The following is a 16,618-nucleotide window of genomic DNA, read 5'->3' as shown; positions in this document are numbered from 1 at the left end:
GTGGGTTTTTTGTTACTGAAATACTGATACAAATGTCAGAATTACAAATCTCACCTAGATAATCTTCATAATACGGAATGAGCTCGTAATTCATAAATCTTAAATCGTAATTCATTCGGAGGCCCATTTTCTCAAAAACTCTAGCCCTTCTTTGGCGAAGCCATCCTGAGATGGTACCAAAGGTTTCCAGATACAAACTGCTCCTGCGAGCTCTTTGACGTCTGGAGTGAAGCTTTCTATAGAAACTACACCTTGGTAATTGATCGCCTCTAAACCTCGCTTATAAGCTGCCCAAGGAGCTGTACCAGTCCCGGGAGTTCCACGATAATTCTCAGACACCTGGAAGTGAATCAATTTATCACCTGCAAGCTTGATTGCAGCTTCAGGATTTGGCTCCTCGATATTCATGTGAAAACCATCCAAGATCACCTTAGCTTCCGGCTCGTTGATATCCTCAATCAATTGCATCAACTCCTCACAGGTATTGATTAGATCAGTCTCAAATCTATTGAGTGTTTCCAAAGCAATGTCCAAACCGAACTTACGGGCAGTTTGACAAACGATTCGAAGGTTGGTCACTGCTCTATTCCACTCTACTTTTTTCTGTTCAGGAGAAACCAATCTGGCTTTGCCCACAGCTGAGTACATAGGTCCAGCTACGAATTTGGCATCCAAGCCCGCAGCTATCTCAAAACACTGATCCAAATACTCAAAGCTGGTTTTATGAAAGGAAGCATCTTCATTGGTGAAGTCTCTGCTTGTACCAAAAGCCCCGCAGATAACGGCCTCAAGGCCATTATCGTGAAGCGCTTGCCTTACTACAGGAATATCTATCAAGGCTGGATCTTCGACAGGAATCTCCACTACATCATAGCCATACTCCTTTATTTTAGGCAAAAGAGAAAGTGTACTTGTGTTGAATGGGGAAGTCCATAACCAGGTACTTACCCCGAATTTCACGTCTAATGCCATCCTTATACTACTATTATGATTCCGTTCATCAGTCTCCAGTGACCTGGAACTGTACAAACAAATGGGTATTCTCCTGGCTCATTTGGCACTGTGAATACTAGGGATTCTTTTCCGTTTGGATCCACTAATCTAGAAGCAACAATCACTTCAGGGATTTTAGGAACGAAATTCTGCTCGGCGCCTTTTGGATCACGTGCAAGTTCATCTGCCGCTTTACCTATAGCTTCCAAAGAGCCTTTTTTACCGATCACCATATTATGTTGCATGAAGTCAGGGTTTTCGAAATCAATCGTCACCTGAGTACCAGCCTTCACTTTGATGGATGTCTTATTGAATTTCATCTCGTGAGGAACTACAGCAATTTTGATCACCGTGCCACCAGCAGGAGTGGTAGTTGGTTTAGCCTCAGCAGTAGCAGTTTGCTGTGCGACTCCAATACCTGGCTTACGCAAAGCCAAACTGGATTTGTTGCTTAAGCGACCGTTGAACCACCAATCTCCTTCGTATTTACCAATTCTATTTTTACTGTCGTCTTGACCCACACGTACCCGAGTAGGAGTAAGGGACTCTGTAAACAATCCTTTGGTTTTGCCTTTGGCTACTTCTTCACCGTCAATTCTCAAACTCATACGTCCATCTTCTTTCAGTGAAGCATCGATGGTAAATTGCTCATCCGGTATATTTTTGCGGGAACTGATGATCTCTACTTTTCCATCCTGAGCTACAGCAAAATGAACAGCATTCTTAAAGATGTAGAGCTCGTAACCATTTGTAGCATTTCCTTGAGCAGCAAGAATTCCTCTCATCTCATCATCACCTTTGGAAACAATTATTTTGATATCAATCTCTTTTCCAACTGGATCTGGAGGGAAAAGAATCGTGTTTCTCTGATCCAAATTGTATTGCTCTGCGACTAAACTTCTGGAGATTCTATCCGCAAGGCTCAATTCCTGACCTTCTACATCCTGCATAGCGCTAGCACTTTCTCTCTCTGCAAAAGCAGTTGGGTGTGAAAGCACAGCCGCGAAAATGGCCTGAGGTAAATAAGCATCTTCCTGATTGTCCTCATCATTGGTAGCTTCCAAAAGCTTTTTGGCTACATCTTCAGAGAATGGCATCTCCGAAGCTGCCAAGAATGCATACTTTCTAGTGTGCAGATCCTGATCTTGAAGCAGATTACCAGCTAAAATAGCTGACATGGCTGAAGGATTTTTAGGAAGTACACGAAGTGCATTCTTACGAACAGCGGCAGATGGATGGCTTAACGCTTTCTCCACTACCTGCTGTGCAGTCGCATTATTTCCGTCCAATACTCCTAGCCCATGAAGTGCCCAAAGTGCATTGACAGCAGGTCCATTGATACCGATGGCATCTACTTTTTGATTGTTGATGATATCATACAAGCCTTCTACTACGTCCAAGTCCTTGGATTCTACAATCAATCGCTGAGCAGTCAATCTCCAGAACATGTTCTCACTTTGAATAGCAGCCAAAAGCTCATCAGATTCAGCATCTTTCAAATTGAAGATTTTGGATGGCTCACCACCTTTATAACTGACGCGGTAGATTCTACCATGCTCTCTGTCACGCAAAGGATTGATGTAGGCGTTTCCCTCACCATTTTCTCGCCCTCTTGGAGTAGGATTATGTTGGATGATAAAGTTGTACCAATCAGCCACCCAAAGCGATCCGTCAGGACCAACTTCTGCATGCACAGGGGAAAACCATTCGTCAGAACTCGCCAAGATGTTGAAGTTATTTTTCTCAGTATACCCAGAGCCCTTAGTAAGGATTTTAGCATTGTGAAGTACACGTCCCGTAGGCTCAGCTACGAACGCAATAGAGTTCCAGTATTTCTCAGGAAAGCTTCTTGCAGTATAGAAGTTATGTCCAGCAGCAGCTGTATAGCTTCCATGCCAATCCACTTGTCTCAAGAAAGGTGTAATGTGAGGCATGTCATAGTGCGTGTCAATACCGTGTACAGTATTCGCAGATCCCTGATAGATTGGTCTCTTCAGGAAGTTGTTCGCCATAGAGAAATACACCGAGTGCTGTCCGTTGGCAGTAGAGATGAAAGTTTCAAAATCCTCTGTGAAACCCAGTCCCCAAGTATTATTACTAGTACGTCCCAAATATTCAAGGTTAGTGCCGTCTGGATTAAATCGGTAAACTCCCTGAGAAAACGAGTGAGATACCCCACTTACTTCACCTTTGAAGCCTGAATATCCCAGAACTCCCCATACCTTATTATCAAAACCGTATTTCAGGTTTGATGGGCCTGCATGTGTATCGCTTTTGCCCCAGCCTGTGATCAAAACTTCTCTTACATCCGCGACATCATCGCCGTCCGTATCTTTTAAGAAAATAAAATCCGGTGCCATGGAGATCAGTACTCCTCCATTAATCATGGTCATACTGGTTGGGATATTTAGTCCTTCGGCAAAAACAGTCACCTTATCGGCTTTACCATCTCCATCAGTATCTTCCAATATTTTGATTTTATCATCTCCACCTTCTTTGCTGATCTCGTTTGGATAATCAGTCGTCTCGAAGACAAATAACCTTCCTCGCTCATCCCAGGCCATAGCCATAGGATTGATGATCATAGGTTCAGAGGCAAAAAGCTCCAATTCAAAGCCTACTGGTACCTGGATCAGCTTCATTGATTCCTCAGGAGAAAGTGGCAACTGGTAACGAGGTGCCGGATCTCTTTTCTCATAATTAGGAATATCTGCATCCTCAAACTGTGGAGTAGGAATATTGTATTCAGTTAAAAGCTTATTCACTTTATCACCTATAGCCCAAAGGATACCGTTTGCTATTAGATTTTGGAATTCTTTTTTCTCCCAAGTCTTCTCATTGTGACCATAGGCTGTATAGAATACACGGCCTTTTCCCTGCTCACGAACCCAAGTATAAGGTTCTTTCTTATCGCCTTCTACACGCTCCATGAGCACATGCATATCAGGATTCACCTGGCTGTGTACATATGTTTCATCCCAAGTTTCAAACTCAGATATGCCTTGCATTACCGGATGAGCTGCATCTACGATGGTTGAGGTGAAATCACCGGTACCATGTGTGCTGAACTGTCCGCCAACTGCCTCTATAAACCATGGAGAATTTTGGAAACAAAAAGAAGCGCTGTGAATAGGAATCAATGCTTTACCGCCTTCAATATAAGACTTCAGGGCAGCTTCCTGCTCTGGCGTAATTTGCTCATGATTGGCATAGATCATCAAGCCATCATAATTATTCAGCGTCGTTTCATTCAGATCATTTACATCGGTAGTGTACGTGAGGTTAATTCCTTTTTGGAAAAGAGGAGTTTCTAAGTACATCATCAATTTCTCTGAATTGTGATGCTCACTGTCGTGTCCAAGGACTAGAATTTCTACGCGTCTGGAATCGGTGGCCGAAAGGAAGCTTTTGTTGCTTTGGCCCCCGCACCCAGCGAGGAAGGCAAGCATTAAAATCATCAGAGTTATAACTGGTGACTTTAGTGATTTTTGGGTTTTGATATACATGACAATAATTGATCATTATTTAGATCACTAAATTCATGTTTTATTAGTACCGTTTCTTCCTGTTTTAGCTTGATAAATGACTGAATTTTGACAAATTACTTGTCCAAATAATACTATTTATATAGTAAACCAGCTAAAACCTATGAAAGCCCCCTTACAAAAATCTAGAATTCCAGAAAATAAAGCCTTTGTAATTAGAGAGATGAATGATCCATATTTTGACAAACAATGGCATGCACATCCCGAATATCAATTGGTGGCGATCCTTCGAGGCAGTGGCACTCGCTACATTGGAGATCATATCAAACCCTTCAAAGGTGGAGATACTGTGCTGACAGGACCGGGACTTCCTCATGTTTGGCGTAGTGATAATGCCTATTTCGATCCGGAAAATGGTCTGGATATTCATGGAATTGTGATTTATTTCCCCGATAATTTTTTGGGTGCTGGATCTTTACAAAAGGAAGAGTTTGAGGAAATTACTAATCTCTTGATACATGCAGCTAGAGGTTTGGAAATCACTGGAAAAACCAATGAAAAAGTGACCAAAATGATGAAAGAAATGGTAAGTATGAAAAGAATACCAAGCATCATTATGCTCCTGCATATTCTACAGGTGTTGGCCGAATCCACTGAATTAGTTCCTATTACTCAGGTCAACTATTCGTATAATCATCCTACTACAGAAAAGGATAAAATGGGAGATATTCTTGATTTCATTTTAAAGAATTTCAAAGAGAAAATTACGCTACACGAAGTTGCGTCTCTAGCGAATATGTCAGAAAGTGCATTTAGCCGCTATTTTAAGTCAAGAGTGAATAAGTCATTTTCAGATTTTCTTGGAGATGTACGAATCTCAAATGCGAGAAAATTACTTCAGGATGAGGATTTGAATATTAGTCAGGTATGTTTCGAAAGTGGTTTTCCAACGCTCTCTAATTTCAATAAGCAGTTCAAGGACCGACTCGGTAAGACCCCACTTAATTATAAAAAGGAGTTTAATGAGCATTTTTGATTACCCTTTTAAACATCGAATGATGAATATCCAATGTCGAATAATGAATTAAGAGTATTATCTATTAGCATACAATCAACTATTCCCAAACTTTTCCATTACCAACTCCATATAAGTACTACTTACAGGAAATGTGTGCGAATCAATCAGCAGTTGATGACGCTCAGCCTTATCTACCAATTTCAGATTGACAATGTATGATCGATGTGTTCTTAAAAAGAAGGAGGGAAGTGACTTTTCTATTTCGGCTAAAGTTAAGCGACTCATTATTTTCTCATTTTTCAGGTGAAAAGTCACGTAGTTTCCAGTGGCTTCGCAGCACATAAGGTCAGAAAATTTCACTTTCAGCTGCCCATCTACTGTTTTGACATACAAAAACTGCGGCTCATTCGTAGGCTGAAGTTCCAGCCATTCTTGAGCTTTTTGACAGGCTTTGAGAAATCTCATCAAGTTGAATGGCTTCAATAAATAATCCAAAGCATCCAGCTCAAAACCCTGAACAGCATAGTCTGAATAAGCAGTGGTGAAGATGACAAGTGTTTCTTTTGGCAAAAGTGCAGCCAGCTCCACACCCGATATGTCCGGCATATTTATATCCAGAAAGACCAACTGCACTGGATTGCTTTTGAGATACTCCAAACCTTCCACCGCATTGGTAAAAGTGGAAGTCAACTCTAAAAAAGGAACTTTGAAAGCGTGGGCTTTGATTACTTCTAAAGCCATGTTCTCATCGTCTATTGCAATGGCTTGAATCATATCAGGTTAATTGTACAGACAAATGAACAAAATGCTCGGTGTCATTGGCTACGATGGTCAAGTTATGTTTTTGTGGGTAAAAATGAGCCAATCTGCTTTTCACATTTTCCAAACCTATTCCAGATTCATCGCGGGGATCTTCAGTTTGCTTTTTAGGGTGAATGCTGTTCACCACATCCAGGTGCACTGAGCCCTGAAGACATCTCAAGTTGATCTTGATCCAAGATTTACTTTTCGTGCTGATACCGTGTTTAAAAGCATTTTCCACATAAGGAATCAATAGCATAGGAGCAATACTACCCTCACAGATTTCGTCAGAAAGCTTGATTTCTACCTCTAGATTTGACTCATTTTTGAAGCGAAGCATCTGCAGATCCAGGTAATTTCTCAAGTAATCAATTTCTCGGGTTAGCGGGATTTTGTCCATCTGATTTTCGTGAAGCATAAAGCGCATCATATCCCCAAGTTTCTGAATACCATCGGAAGTCTTCTCAGCATTTTCCATTAATGCAGCTCCATAAAGTGTATTAAGTGCGTTAAAAAGAAAATGTGGATTGATTTGCGAGCGGAGAAAACTGAGGTTGGCTGTGCTTTGATTTACTTGACTTGAAAGCGAATCTATCTTATAGACGTAGGAATCGAATTTTCTAAATATAGAATTTGAAATAGGAAAAATCACAAAGAAAAGCAGCCCTAAAGCGCCTAAGCCAAAAAATAATATCTCCGGTACATTGTCGGCAATAGCAATAATGATGGTGATGATCGAAATAATAGAAACGATTATCCACGTGTTCCAGCGATAGGCTTTGATATTACCTGCTTGCTTGTTTTTATATAAGAGCTGGTAATTGTAAAGAACCAGTAACAATAGTGCAGGGATTATCAGCGAGTAAATAATTGCAACACCAATGTGGGCTGTGGGCTGTGCTATGATCACAAATAAACTCGTAAAGAGAAAGATCATCACTAACCGAATACCATTGTAGAATTGATAATCCTGAACTTTGGGAGGAAGCAACATGCTTCGAATCATCACCACCGTAATCGAGTAACCTAGATATAAGGCGAGTGTATTGAAATAAAATCTGACAAAATCCTGAATCGAAGAGTGGTTTCCTGCGACCAGAAGTGCTCCTAGAAATCCAGCGATGATGGCAATGATAAGACTGAATAATATCAGAAACTGCACCTTTCCGTCACGCAGGTAATTAGGAATTACTTTTAAATGAATCAGATAGAAAGCAATATATAATACAATGGGCATCAAAATACTCTCGAAGAATTTGAAAATAGAGTAATGCCCCCATATGCTTCCTAAAATATTAAAGAGTATTATCATCAAAAATAAAAAGGTGACAACCCACCATTCTATATCTCTAAATACAAACCTTTTTGATTTCATAAATAACTGTTATTAAATAAGTTAAACTATCTTGATTCAATTAGATTCGTATCGATATTCAAGGTAGTCTTTACCGATTTCCGGTGCTCTTTTTCATGCGTGTACATCAGCATAAGATTGTAAATAACCGCCAAAAGGATCAGCAAATAAAAGACTTTCTTGGTATTCATTAATTCTCTTTCTAATTGATAGATCAAGATTAGCGGAAGGAGAAAAGCTTTACAAAAGTATGGGACGAAATGGGAGGATTAAGTGACGAATAAGGAATTGTGCTTCACGATTTCAGATTTACGAGATCAGTGAAGAGTTGTGGCTCTTTCGAAATCCTTAGTTAAAATCGATTTTGATGATGAATGTTAGATGATGAATTTAGAATAATGAAGTGGCCTAATCTCACAAGCATATGATAATAAAATACACATATGCCTTATATAAAGCCCAGTAGAAAGACTACGAAGTAGTCAAGCCATCAATAACCGCGGGTGCAACCCGTGGAAAGCATAATGACTTTGTGATTATCTCCCGCGCACAAACATCTAATGGAAACGAATGTTGGTGCGGGAGGATGGAAATGATTTAAAGTAGAATGATGAATTCCGATTGATGAACAATGAAGTCAGGAAAACCCACAAGGGCAGAGGTACAAATTGACCCACCTACCTTCGAAACGCTCGTAAATCGTCATTCGTAAATCGAAAATAATAATGAATGATGAACTCTGAATATCGAATGGTAAAGTAAAGAAGGTACTAGAAAGGATTGCTCAACAAATCAATCCCCCACATCCAAGGCAGCACGAAATACACCATCACAGTAACCAGGAATATAGAAATCACATTTAACCAAAAGCCGGCTTTCACCATGTCTTTCATTTGCAAGTAGCCTGAACCAAAAACAATCGCATTTGGTGGGGTAGCAACCGGTAGCATAAAGGCACAACTCGCAGCCATAGTAGCTCCAACCATTAGACCGAAAGGATGTAAATCAAGTTTCAAAGCCACTGAAGCCAGTATGGGAAGTAGCATTGAAGCAGTTGCCACATTTGAAGTAATCTCTGTTAGGAAGTTGACAGAGGCAACGATGATCATCAGCAGCAGGAAGAAAGATATTCCATCGATTAGGGTAAATCGTGTTCCAATCCATTCTGCGAGACCAGTTTCCTTAAATCCTGCTGCTAATGCTAAACCACCTCCAAAAAGAATCAATATACCCCAAGGAATTTTTTCGGCAGTCTTCCAGTCCAAAATTCGCTCTTCCTTGTTTGTGGCGGGGATAAGGAATAAGGCTATAACTCCAATTAAAACGATAATTGTATCATCCAATTCAGGAAAGAATTGCTGTAAAAGAAATGATCTGGTAATCCAGGAAAAGCAAACTAGACCGAACACGATCACAACCATAATCTCCTCATAAGATATTCTCCCTAAGTTATTTAACTGGGCTTTAATAATGTGATTTCCATTACTTAAACTAAAGCGAGTGGGTAGGGGGTTTGCGTAATTGACTAGGTAGTACCAACAGATAAACAGCATTGCGGATGAAAGTGGTAATCCAAACATCATCCATTCATTAAAACTGATTTCGTAGGCATATAAATCTGAAACTACAGATGCAAAAATTATATTAGTTGGCGACCCGATCAAAGTTGCCACGCCACCGATGGATGCACCATAAGCAATACCGAGCATAATTGCTTTACCAAGATTATCAGAAATAGCTAATCTGGCCGTTCCAAGCTGATCTTTAAACTGATTTACCACAGCTAATCCAATCGGAAGCATCATCAAAGTAGTAGCTGAGTTTGATATCCACATCGAAAGAATGCCAGTTGCCAGAATAAAACCCAAAACAATTTTTCGGAGATCTGAACCTACCAGATATATTATGTTAAGTGCAATCCTTCGGTGTAGATTCCATTTCTCTATTCCTGTAGCCAAGAGAAAGCCACCCATATACAACATCACCGTGGGATGCATATAATTTGAGGAAACATCCGTAATAGGTAGAATCCCCAGCAAAGGCATAAAAATCAAAGGAAGAAATGCTGTGGCTGCGATTGGAATGGCTTCAGTGATCCACCAAATTGCCATCCAAGCCGCCAAGGCCAACATAGACTGAGCAGCAGAATTCAAATCTGGAGAACTCACAAAAAAATAAATCAGAAGGAAGGCAGCAGGTCCTAGAAAAAGCCCCAGTCGGGGAAGATGTTTTAGCATAAAGCTGTGAAATCAGGGTAGGTTTGATTCTAAGGCTTTAAGGTAATAATTTATTGCAAAAGGAGAAGATGGAATAATCTATTTAACATAATATAAATTATGTAACAATTGTAGTGATTCCTGTAATTCGGACTATTCAGTACGATAACTGGTTTTGTTGCCTGTCTCGACCTTTTCGGGATTAAGGGAATCACGGTATTGGAATTCAATGTTCGCTTAAGTGCTCTTAGGGCTCGATCTTATTATGTTGAAGCAAAACAAAACCTGTAAAGTTTATCGCTCTATTTTCCAGTATTCCGCACTAAGCTCCACAAATTTTCAAATATTCAATTCTCAGGGCTTACAGAATTTCCATTCTCAGATACTTCTTAAAATTCTCAACCTGAATAAAAATCTCCTTATGCACCTGGTTTTGGCGTACTCGCAATTCTCAATTGGTTTTATTTCGGCCAAAACCCTAGAAGAATTAATTTCTCTTCAACCCTAGGTTAAAACCTAGGTCAATTAAATGCTTCGCTTCTAAAAGCCTATCCGATGAAAAATATCCTTTGAATATGTTCTTAGCGGAGTTTTTAACTATACTTTAAATTCATCTTTGCGTAATCCTTAACGGTCTTTACGGATTAGTGTTAAAAAAATCACAGTAACCTCCCTGGTTTAGGCGTACTCGAAATTCTCAATTGGCAGCATTTCGGCAAAAACACAAGAAAAACAAATTTCTCTCCAACGCTAAGTTAAAACCTAGGTCTATTAATAGCTTCGCTATAGCGCTCTCGCTACTTTTTGGTATAAATCACGCATATACAAATTGCATAAAAAAACTACCGACTGAAAACAGCCGGTAGTTTTAAAAAGGGTAAAGCTCTTTTAAGTTATTAATCTTTCACCTGCTTAATTCTTTCCTACTTCCCCAACACCTATAAATGGAATTGCACCAGCACCTGTCACTTCAGGCAAAATACCATTCCATTTTTCTATGGCTTTTAGATTAGCTTCGATCTTTCTCAGCTCAATCAAATCAGGAGAAATATTCATCTTCTGTAATCTCAACGCTTCTGCTTCGGCCGTGGCTGCAGCGATCGTTTGCTCTGCTTCTACTTTGATTCTGTCTAGGTCTCTCTTTGCTTTTAGTGCATTTTGCTCGGCTGTTTGCTTGGCTTCGATGGCATCAGTAAAGGTCTGAGAAAAACTAAAACTGATAATAGAAAAAGCGTCAACTCCTATATTAGACTCAAGTAATCGAGCTGTCAATTCATCTTTCATTTCGGAACTTACTGCTGGTCTTTTGGTAATCAATTCTTCGGCAGTATAGCGTGCAGATACCGCTTTCATCACTTCCTGAATAGCTGGATCGATGATCCGCTCTTTGAATTGTAATCCAATTCTTTGATAAACCAGATTTGCTTCATTAGGCATAATATGGTAATTAAGCGCCACCGACATATCCACATCCTGAAGATCTGAAGATGATGAAGCAGCGTCAGTCATAGCTTTTTGAATTTTCACATCCATTAAAATCACCGTCTGAACAATTGGCAACTTGAAGTGAATTCCCTCACTCAAGACCTTATCTTGTACTGCACCAAAATTCTGCACTATTCCTCTTTCTCCTGCGCCTACCTGAACCCATGGTTTAAGTATAAAAAGGACGATCACTAGCACGCCTACAATAATCAAATTCCTCATGGGAGCATTATCCCATACACTTTTGATGTCACTCATGTTTTGATCATTCATAGTTATTAGATTTTGCGCCAAAAGCGGGCTTACCACATTTGGTCGCATTGAAATGTATCAAACCAATCTTCACCTGCTTAGTTACACGTGTCAAGAATTGGCTTGCATAAACCCAAAGTTACGATTTTGATTAGGTTCCTCTGCCCCATTGGTAATTGATTCGCAATTTGATGGTTATATAAATGACAGTAAATCATACTACTAAACTTATAACTACTCTTGGATCACTCTCCAATCTCAAATCTCTATCCTCCAATCCCACCATGGTATGTTCTTTGCATCTTATCACCCAATGCTACATAAAAATAAAGTTTTAGCGGGAGCAGTTATCCTAATCGTACTCGGAGTGATTACCTTAAAATCACTCCAAACTCCAGCCACTTCAACAGTTTCACTCAACTTTTCTCCTGGCATTCAGGCCAATATAAGGACAGCATTTTTAGATGTTTGGGAGGAATACAAGGAGCTTCATAGTTACGGATTTGATGTAGTTCAAAGCAGCTTGAGTTCCTCGACTATGCAGGCACAGCCAGTGATTGATATTGGTAATATATTTAATAAAAACAGAAAATACAGATTAGATGTAGCAGAAAAAGTCTTGGGCTCCGATGACTTATATATTGCAGATCTACCAGATGACGTCTTAAGGGGATGGTTTGCGCATGAGTTGGGTCATATTGTGGATTATGAAAATCATTCAAATGCCGGCATGATTGCGTTTGGTGTTCGATACATTTTTTCTGATAAGTACAAACGAGAGCGAGAACATGAAGCTGATAGCATCGCTATTCGACATGGCTTTAGAAGCGACATTATAGTGGCCAAAAAATACCTGCTTGAAAACGAATTTATTTCCCCTGCTTACCAGATCCAGATCAAGAAATACTACATGTCAGTAAGTGGAGCAGAGCTATGTCCTGATGGAATTGTTCCAGTAGTTCCCAAGCTTAACCTATAATCTCGAGAAGCTCTTTCATTTTTTCTTCTTTCATGACTTTGGGTGTCTTCGTCTGTCCACCTTTTTTATTTGTTTGTGCCAAAAAAGCCGTGTACTGCTCCTTAGATATTACTTTCACAGATATACCTTTAAGGGCTTTAGACCTTGCAACTGCATAGTTTTTATTTGATGATTTAAGAAGTTCGTCAAGTTCTGAAGCTAAATCCTCCGACTTTACATCCGAAACAAGCACCCATTGATGAATATATTCTGATTCTGCATTCTTTACAGCAGCCACCATATATTCATTGATAGTGGTTGCATTTGCTTCCGCAAGTTCCAAAATAGCTTTGTCCATTTTCTCTTCAGAAAGCTGAGAACCTACAACATTTAAAAAGAATTTGGTCCTTCCTGTAATTTTTATCTGAGGTGGCGATAGACTTTCAAATCTGATCACATCACCGATTGCATAGCGCCAAGCACCTGCACATGAACTCAATATCAATACATATTCCTGACCTACTTCAACTTCATCAATTCCCAATACCATTGGGTCACTCAGTAAGTCTCCAGTATCGCTGACCCCGCGTGAATCAAAAGGAATAAACTCGAAAAAATATCCATGGCTCAAAGCTAGTTTCATTGCCATTGTATCGGGTCTGCAGGTGTAAGCAATAAAGCCTTCAGAAGCCAAGTAAGTATCCAAAATTGTGATAGGAGTTTTGCAGATCTTTTCGAAATCTTCCCGGTAGGTTTCATAGGCTACACCTCCGGAAGCAAAGACCTGTAAATTCGGCCAAATCTCATGAATGTTGTTCAATTGATGTCGTTCCATAACACGCTGAAGCATCAAAAGTACCCAAGAAGGAATCCCTGCTATAGCTCCAATATTCCACTCTGGAGCCTGCTCTGCTATCGCATTTACTCGCTCATCCCAGTCGTTGATGGCAGCAATCTCTTTTCCCGGCCTGTAGAATACGTCGTACCAATTGGGGAAATTACTCACGTTGATTCCCGAAATCTCTCCTTCCTTAAACCCCTGCTCATTTATATCCAAATTTGCAGAACTGCTTAACATTAAAACTTCAGATTCGAAAAGCGTTTCGGGAAAATCAAACTCATGAAGTGAATTAATCAGTGACGTTCCTACAGATCTCATTGAGCTCATAAACTCATCTGTAATAGGAATTCTTTTGCTTGTTTTACCGGTGGTACCACTGCTTCTCGCAAAGAAATCTGGTCTGCCTGGCCATGTAATATCTTCGAAGCGCTCCTGCCTAGACCACCATTGCTCATGCATTTGCTCATAATTGAAAATTGGAACTTCCTTTCTGTAAGCTGAGACCACATCGGCAGATTTTAAAATCTCTTCAAAACCATGATACTTTCCAAAAGCTGTGTTTTTGGCTTGCTTTAAAAGTTCTTTCAACTGATTTTCTTGGGCAGTAGATGGATTGTCTTCTGCTGATTGGAGTTTTGCGGTGATGTCAATTCCCACCTTAACAAGCTTACCTAGAATAGCCATATTTTTCTTTTTGGCTTCTCCTTGACAAAGGCCATGCCTTGAGAGGTAAAAAGAACAAATTGTCATCTATATTCCCCAATCTCTATTCTCTTATTCTCCAATCTCTAAATCCCCACTCTCACAAAGCTACCGCTTCTCCTCCCCTTCTTTTGCTTTCATCTGCAGCTTCCATGAAGGCATAGATCTCTAAAGTTTCTGCCGGATCCACAGGTGATTTGCCGGACTTAAAGAATTCAGCAATTTTTACAGCCAAGGGTTCATAACCCTCATATTTCCCAAGATTCAGATTTCCTTCAGAACCGAAAGCAGTTCCACCATATTCATGCTTTCCTGTTCTCGTTCCTCTAAAAGTCCCTATTCTTCCGTCTTTCCACTTCCCAAGCACAACATCAGTATCCGCCGTAGTTACTCTGCTCACTGATTCACATCCAGTTCCCATCACAGTAAAAAGTATTTCCACCCCATGGATTCCGTACCAAAACAAATCTGGATGTCCAGCTTCTATGACAGCTGGACTGAAGGCATCACAACCGAGCACTTGCCCGATTTTCGCTTCATGTCTTACTGCTTGCGCATTGCTCATATATCGCAGCGAGGAAGCCGAGAAGATGGGAACTCCCGCAGCTTTCGCTTCTTGGTAGATCAACTGGGTATCTGCAAAACTAGCTGCCACAGGTTTATCGATGAAAAAAGGCTTTTTAGCCTGTATCACTTTTCTGGCTTGGGCAAGTCTAGGTTTTCCGTCATTAGTTTCAATAAGGACTACATCGACTTTTTCCAGCATCGCTTCAACAGAATCCGTAATCTCCACACCTAATTCTTCGACTTGCGCGATGTAATCGGGAATCCTATCCATAGAGGATTTGATATCTCGGCTACCATAAGGATAAGCTGCGGTCACTTTAAAGCCCGCCAGTTCTGGCTTTGGATTATCCGAGTTAAAAAGCTTGGTAAAAGCAGGAGAATGGGAAGTATCCAATCCGATGATACCTATTTTTAAAACATTGGTTTTCGGATTTGCGAAGAGCGAAAAGGGCAAGGTGCTGAGACTTGCAGCAGCTCCTAGTGCTGATGATTTTTGTATAAAAGATCTACGGGATGATTTCATATTTGATGCTTAGCAAAGTTTTTTGATTCCTATAAAGTTTGATTTCGCGGCTGTCCTAAGATTAAATCTTTGGCTCCCACCCTTTTTCGTATTCTCTTCCCCATAGCTTCATCGCTTTTTTGTCATGTAGAATCCTACCTGAACTCTGGTCAATCTCCAAAGCTCTTTCCGTTCTGTAAGAAATATTTGCCAAATGGCATAGCATCACACTTTTCACAATTTCCTGATATGGAGAAATTTGCTTCTCACCTTTGGTAATCGCGTTGGTGAAATTAGTGAAATGCGCAATATCCATATCAAAGCCAGCACCTTGCTGATTCACCACGGTATTGCTTGTGGGTTCAGCGCTTTTTACAAGTTTGTTCGAGTTATCGTAGATTTTGTAGGAATTGTCCAGCAATTCCAGTGTTCCATTCTCCCCATGAAAGGAAACGCCTGAACCCATATCATTGATTCCTCTCCGGTTGCAGCTTCTTCCCTCCCAAAGAATACTTTTGTCGGCTTCGAAATCAAACGACGCAATTTGCGTATCAGGAGTCTGCCAATCGTCCTTAAAGTGATAACGACCACCACTAGAATATACTTTTTTTGCATAATCCACATTCAATCCCCATCTCGCCAAGTCCAGAAAGTGAACCCCGTTATTGACGATTTCACCCGTGCCCCAGTTCCAGAACCAGTGCCAGTTGTAGTGAATCAGATTATCCCTGAATGCTTCTCTCGGAGCGGGCCCTTGCCAAAGTTCGAAGTCTAGCCAATCAGGAACTTGGGTTTCTTTGCCAAAACCTATAGACTGCCTGGAATTCGTGTACCAAGCGCGGGCGTAATAAGCTTTGCCGATTACTCCACCGTGGAGTTCGGCGATTGCTTCCTGAACACGTGGCCATGACCTTCGCTGATTACCCATTTGGACAATTTTTCCATAGGTTGACGTTGCCTTCGCTATCAATTCCCCTTCTGCTGGGTTATGACTTCCCGGCTTCTCTACATAGACATGTTTACCGGCTTGTAGTGCCATTAAGGCCATTGGAGTATGCCAGTGATCTGGCAAAGCGATGGATATTGCATCCACATTTTTATCATCCAAAGCTCTTCGGAAGTCAGCTATACCTTGAGGGTTGTTACTAACTCCAGACTTTTCTGCTAACGTCAAACCGCTGGTTACCGCTCGGGAATCTACATCACATATGTGGGATATTTCAGCATTAGGGACTTTTGCAAATGCCTGAATATGTTGGGATCCTCGTCCATTCAAGCCCATGATCGCTACACGTACCTTATCTTGAACAGGATATTGGGACAAAATATTGAATGAATGTGCCGAACTCATCACTCCCAATCCCAGACTTCCAGTGGCTACGGTTTTGATGAAATTTCTTCGTTTGACGTTCTTTTGCATAGGTTGATGGTTTATGGGTTAATG

11 protein-coding genes are annotated in these 16,618 nt (G+C 40.6%); 2 read left to right on the top strand and 9 right to left on the bottom strand.

Annotated elements, in window-relative coordinates; genetic code table 11:
• Nucleotides 1–111: 111 nt before the first annotated feature.
• Both BVH02_RS10590 and BVH02_RS10585 read right to left on the bottom strand, forming a co-directional pair.
• Entirely contained in the window at nucleotides 112–972 is an 861-nt protein-coding gene (locus BVH02_RS10590; RefSeq protein ID WP_086501420.1) for a sugar phosphate isomerase/epimerase family protein, read from the bottom strand.
• A gap of 2 nt (nucleotides 973–974) precedes the next feature.
• The gene (locus BVH02_RS10585) at nucleotides 975–4,499 is read right to left on the bottom strand and encodes a PVC-type heme-binding CxxCH protein (RefSeq protein WP_086501419.1); all 3,525 of its coding nucleotides are present in this window, start codon (nucleotides 4,497–4,499) and stop codon (nucleotides 975–977) included.
• A gap of 142 nt (nucleotides 4,500–4,641) precedes the next feature.
• Here BVH02_RS10585 and BVH02_RS10580 point away from each other — a divergent pair, with 142 nt between their 5' ends.
• The gene (locus BVH02_RS10580) at nucleotides 4,642–5,514 is read left to right on the top strand and encodes an AraC family transcriptional regulator (protein ID WP_086501418.1); all 873 of its coding nucleotides are present in this window, start codon (nucleotides 4,642–4,644) and stop codon (nucleotides 5,512–5,514) included.
• 75 nt (nucleotides 5,515–5,589) lie between these two features.
• Here BVH02_RS10580 and BVH02_RS10575 read toward each other — a convergent pair whose 3' ends face one another.
• The 4 genes from BVH02_RS10575 to BVH02_RS10560 form a co-directional block, all read right to left on the bottom strand.
• Nucleotides 5,590–6,270 (bottom strand): LytR/AlgR family response regulator transcription factor, encoded by a 681-nt coding sequence (locus tag BVH02_RS10575; RefSeq protein ID WP_086501417.1) that lies wholly within the window; start codon nucleotides 6,268–6,270, stop codon nucleotides 5,590–5,592.
• A gap of 1 nt (nucleotide 6,271) precedes the next feature.
• The gene (locus BVH02_RS10570; protein ID WP_086501416.1) at nucleotides 6,272–7,672 is read right to left on the bottom strand and encodes a histidine kinase; all 1,401 of its coding nucleotides are present in this window, start codon (nucleotides 7,670–7,672) and stop codon (nucleotides 6,272–6,274) included.
• Nucleotides 7,673–8,421: 749 nt separating this feature from the next.
• Entirely contained in the window at nucleotides 8,422–9,888 is a 1,467-nt protein-coding gene (locus BVH02_RS10565) for an SLC13 family permease (protein WP_086501415.1), read from the bottom strand.
• Between the two features lie 891 nt (nucleotides 9,889–10,779).
• Nucleotides 10,780–11,625 (bottom strand): prohibitin family protein, encoded by an 846-nt coding sequence (locus BVH02_RS10560; RefSeq protein WP_086501414.1) that lies wholly within the window; start codon nucleotides 11,623–11,625, stop codon nucleotides 10,780–10,782.
• A 292-nt stretch (nucleotides 11,626–11,917) separates the two neighbouring features.
• Here BVH02_RS10560 and BVH02_RS10555 point away from each other — a divergent pair, with 292 nt between their 5' ends.
• The gene (locus BVH02_RS10555; RefSeq protein ID WP_086501413.1) at nucleotides 11,918–12,583 is read left to right on the top strand and encodes a M48 family metalloprotease; all 666 of its coding nucleotides are present in this window, start codon (nucleotides 11,918–11,920) and stop codon (nucleotides 12,581–12,583) included.
• On the opposite strand, the gene BVH02_RS10550 is transcribed toward BVH02_RS10555, so the two are convergent.
• The 3 genes from BVH02_RS10550 to BVH02_RS10540 all read right to left on the bottom strand — a co-directional run bounded on the left by BVH02_RS10550 (nucleotide 12,573) and on the right by BVH02_RS10540 (nucleotide 16,594).
• Complete coding sequence (locus BVH02_RS10550; RefSeq protein ID WP_086501547.1) at nucleotides 12,573–14,087, bottom strand: GH3 family domain-containing protein; 1,515 nt, start codon at nucleotides 14,085–14,087, stop codon at nucleotides 12,573–12,575. The two genes, BVH02_RS10555 and BVH02_RS10550, sit on opposite strands and share 11 nt — an antisense overlap.
• Nucleotides 14,088–14,205: 118 nt before the next feature.
• A complete protein-coding gene (locus tag BVH02_RS10545) occupies nucleotides 14,206–15,195 on the bottom strand; it encodes a Gfo/Idh/MocA family protein (RefSeq protein WP_086501412.1) in 990 nt (329 codons plus the stop codon).
• A gap of 61 nt (nucleotides 15,196–15,256) precedes the next feature.
• Nucleotides 15,257–16,594, bottom strand: a complete 1,338-nt coding sequence (locus tag BVH02_RS10540; protein WP_086501411.1) for a Gfo/Idh/MocA family protein — start codon at nucleotides 16,592–16,594, stop codon at nucleotides 15,257–15,259.
• Between the last annotated feature and the right edge of the window lie 24 nt (nucleotides 16,595–16,618).

It is taken from the genome of Algoriphagus ratkowskyi, assembly GCF_002150505.1.
GTDB classification, from domain to species: Bacteria; Bacteroidota; Bacteroidia; order Cytophagales; family Cyclobacteriaceae; genus Algoriphagus; species Algoriphagus ratkowskyi.
This window is presented reverse-complemented; position numbering and strand designations above follow the sequence as displayed.

What these genes read in the sequence shown, in the direction of transcription:
- BVH02_RS10540 (WP_086501411.1), bottom strand. Translation starts at nt 16,594, where the DNA reads ATGCAAAAGAACGTCAAACGAAGAAATTTCATCAAAACCGTAGCCACT.
- BVH02_RS10580 (WP_086501418.1), top strand. Translation starts at nt 4,642, where the DNA reads ATGAAAGCCCCCTTACAAAAATCTAGAATTCCAGAAAATAAAGCCTTT.
- BVH02_RS10590 (WP_086501420.1), bottom strand. Translation starts at nt 972, where the DNA reads ATGGCATTAGACGTGAAATTCGGGGTAAGTACCTGGTTATGGACTTCC.
- BVH02_RS10545 (WP_086501412.1), bottom strand. Translation starts at nt 15,195, where the DNA reads ATGAAATCATCCCGTAGATCTTTTATACAAAAATCATCAGCACTAGGA.
- BVH02_RS10570 (WP_086501416.1), bottom strand. Translation starts at nt 7,672, where the DNA reads ATGAAATCAAAAAGGTTTGTATTTAGAGATATAGAATGGTGGGTTGTC.
- BVH02_RS10555 (WP_086501413.1), top strand. Translation starts at nt 11,918, where the DNA reads ATGCTACATAAAAATAAAGTTTTAGCGGGAGCAGTTATCCTAATCGTA.
- BVH02_RS10560 (WP_086501414.1), bottom strand. Translation starts at nt 11,625, where the DNA reads ATGAATGATCAAAACATGAGTGACATCAAAAGTGTATGGGATAATGCT.
- BVH02_RS10575 (WP_086501417.1), bottom strand. Translation starts at nt 6,270, where the DNA reads ATGATTCAAGCCATTGCAATAGACGATGAGAACATGGCTTTAGAAGTA.
- BVH02_RS10565 (WP_086501415.1), bottom strand. Translation starts at nt 9,888, where the DNA reads ATGCTAAAACATCTTCCCCGACTGGGGCTTTTTCTAGGACCTGCTGCC.
- BVH02_RS10585 (WP_086501419.1), bottom strand. Translation starts at nt 4,499, where the DNA reads ATGTATATCAAAACCCAAAAATCACTAAAGTCACCAGTTATAACTCTG.
- BVH02_RS10550 (WP_086501547.1), bottom strand. Translation starts at nt 14,087, where the DNA reads ATGGCTATTCTAGGTAAGCTTGTTAAGGTGGGAATTGACATCACCGCA.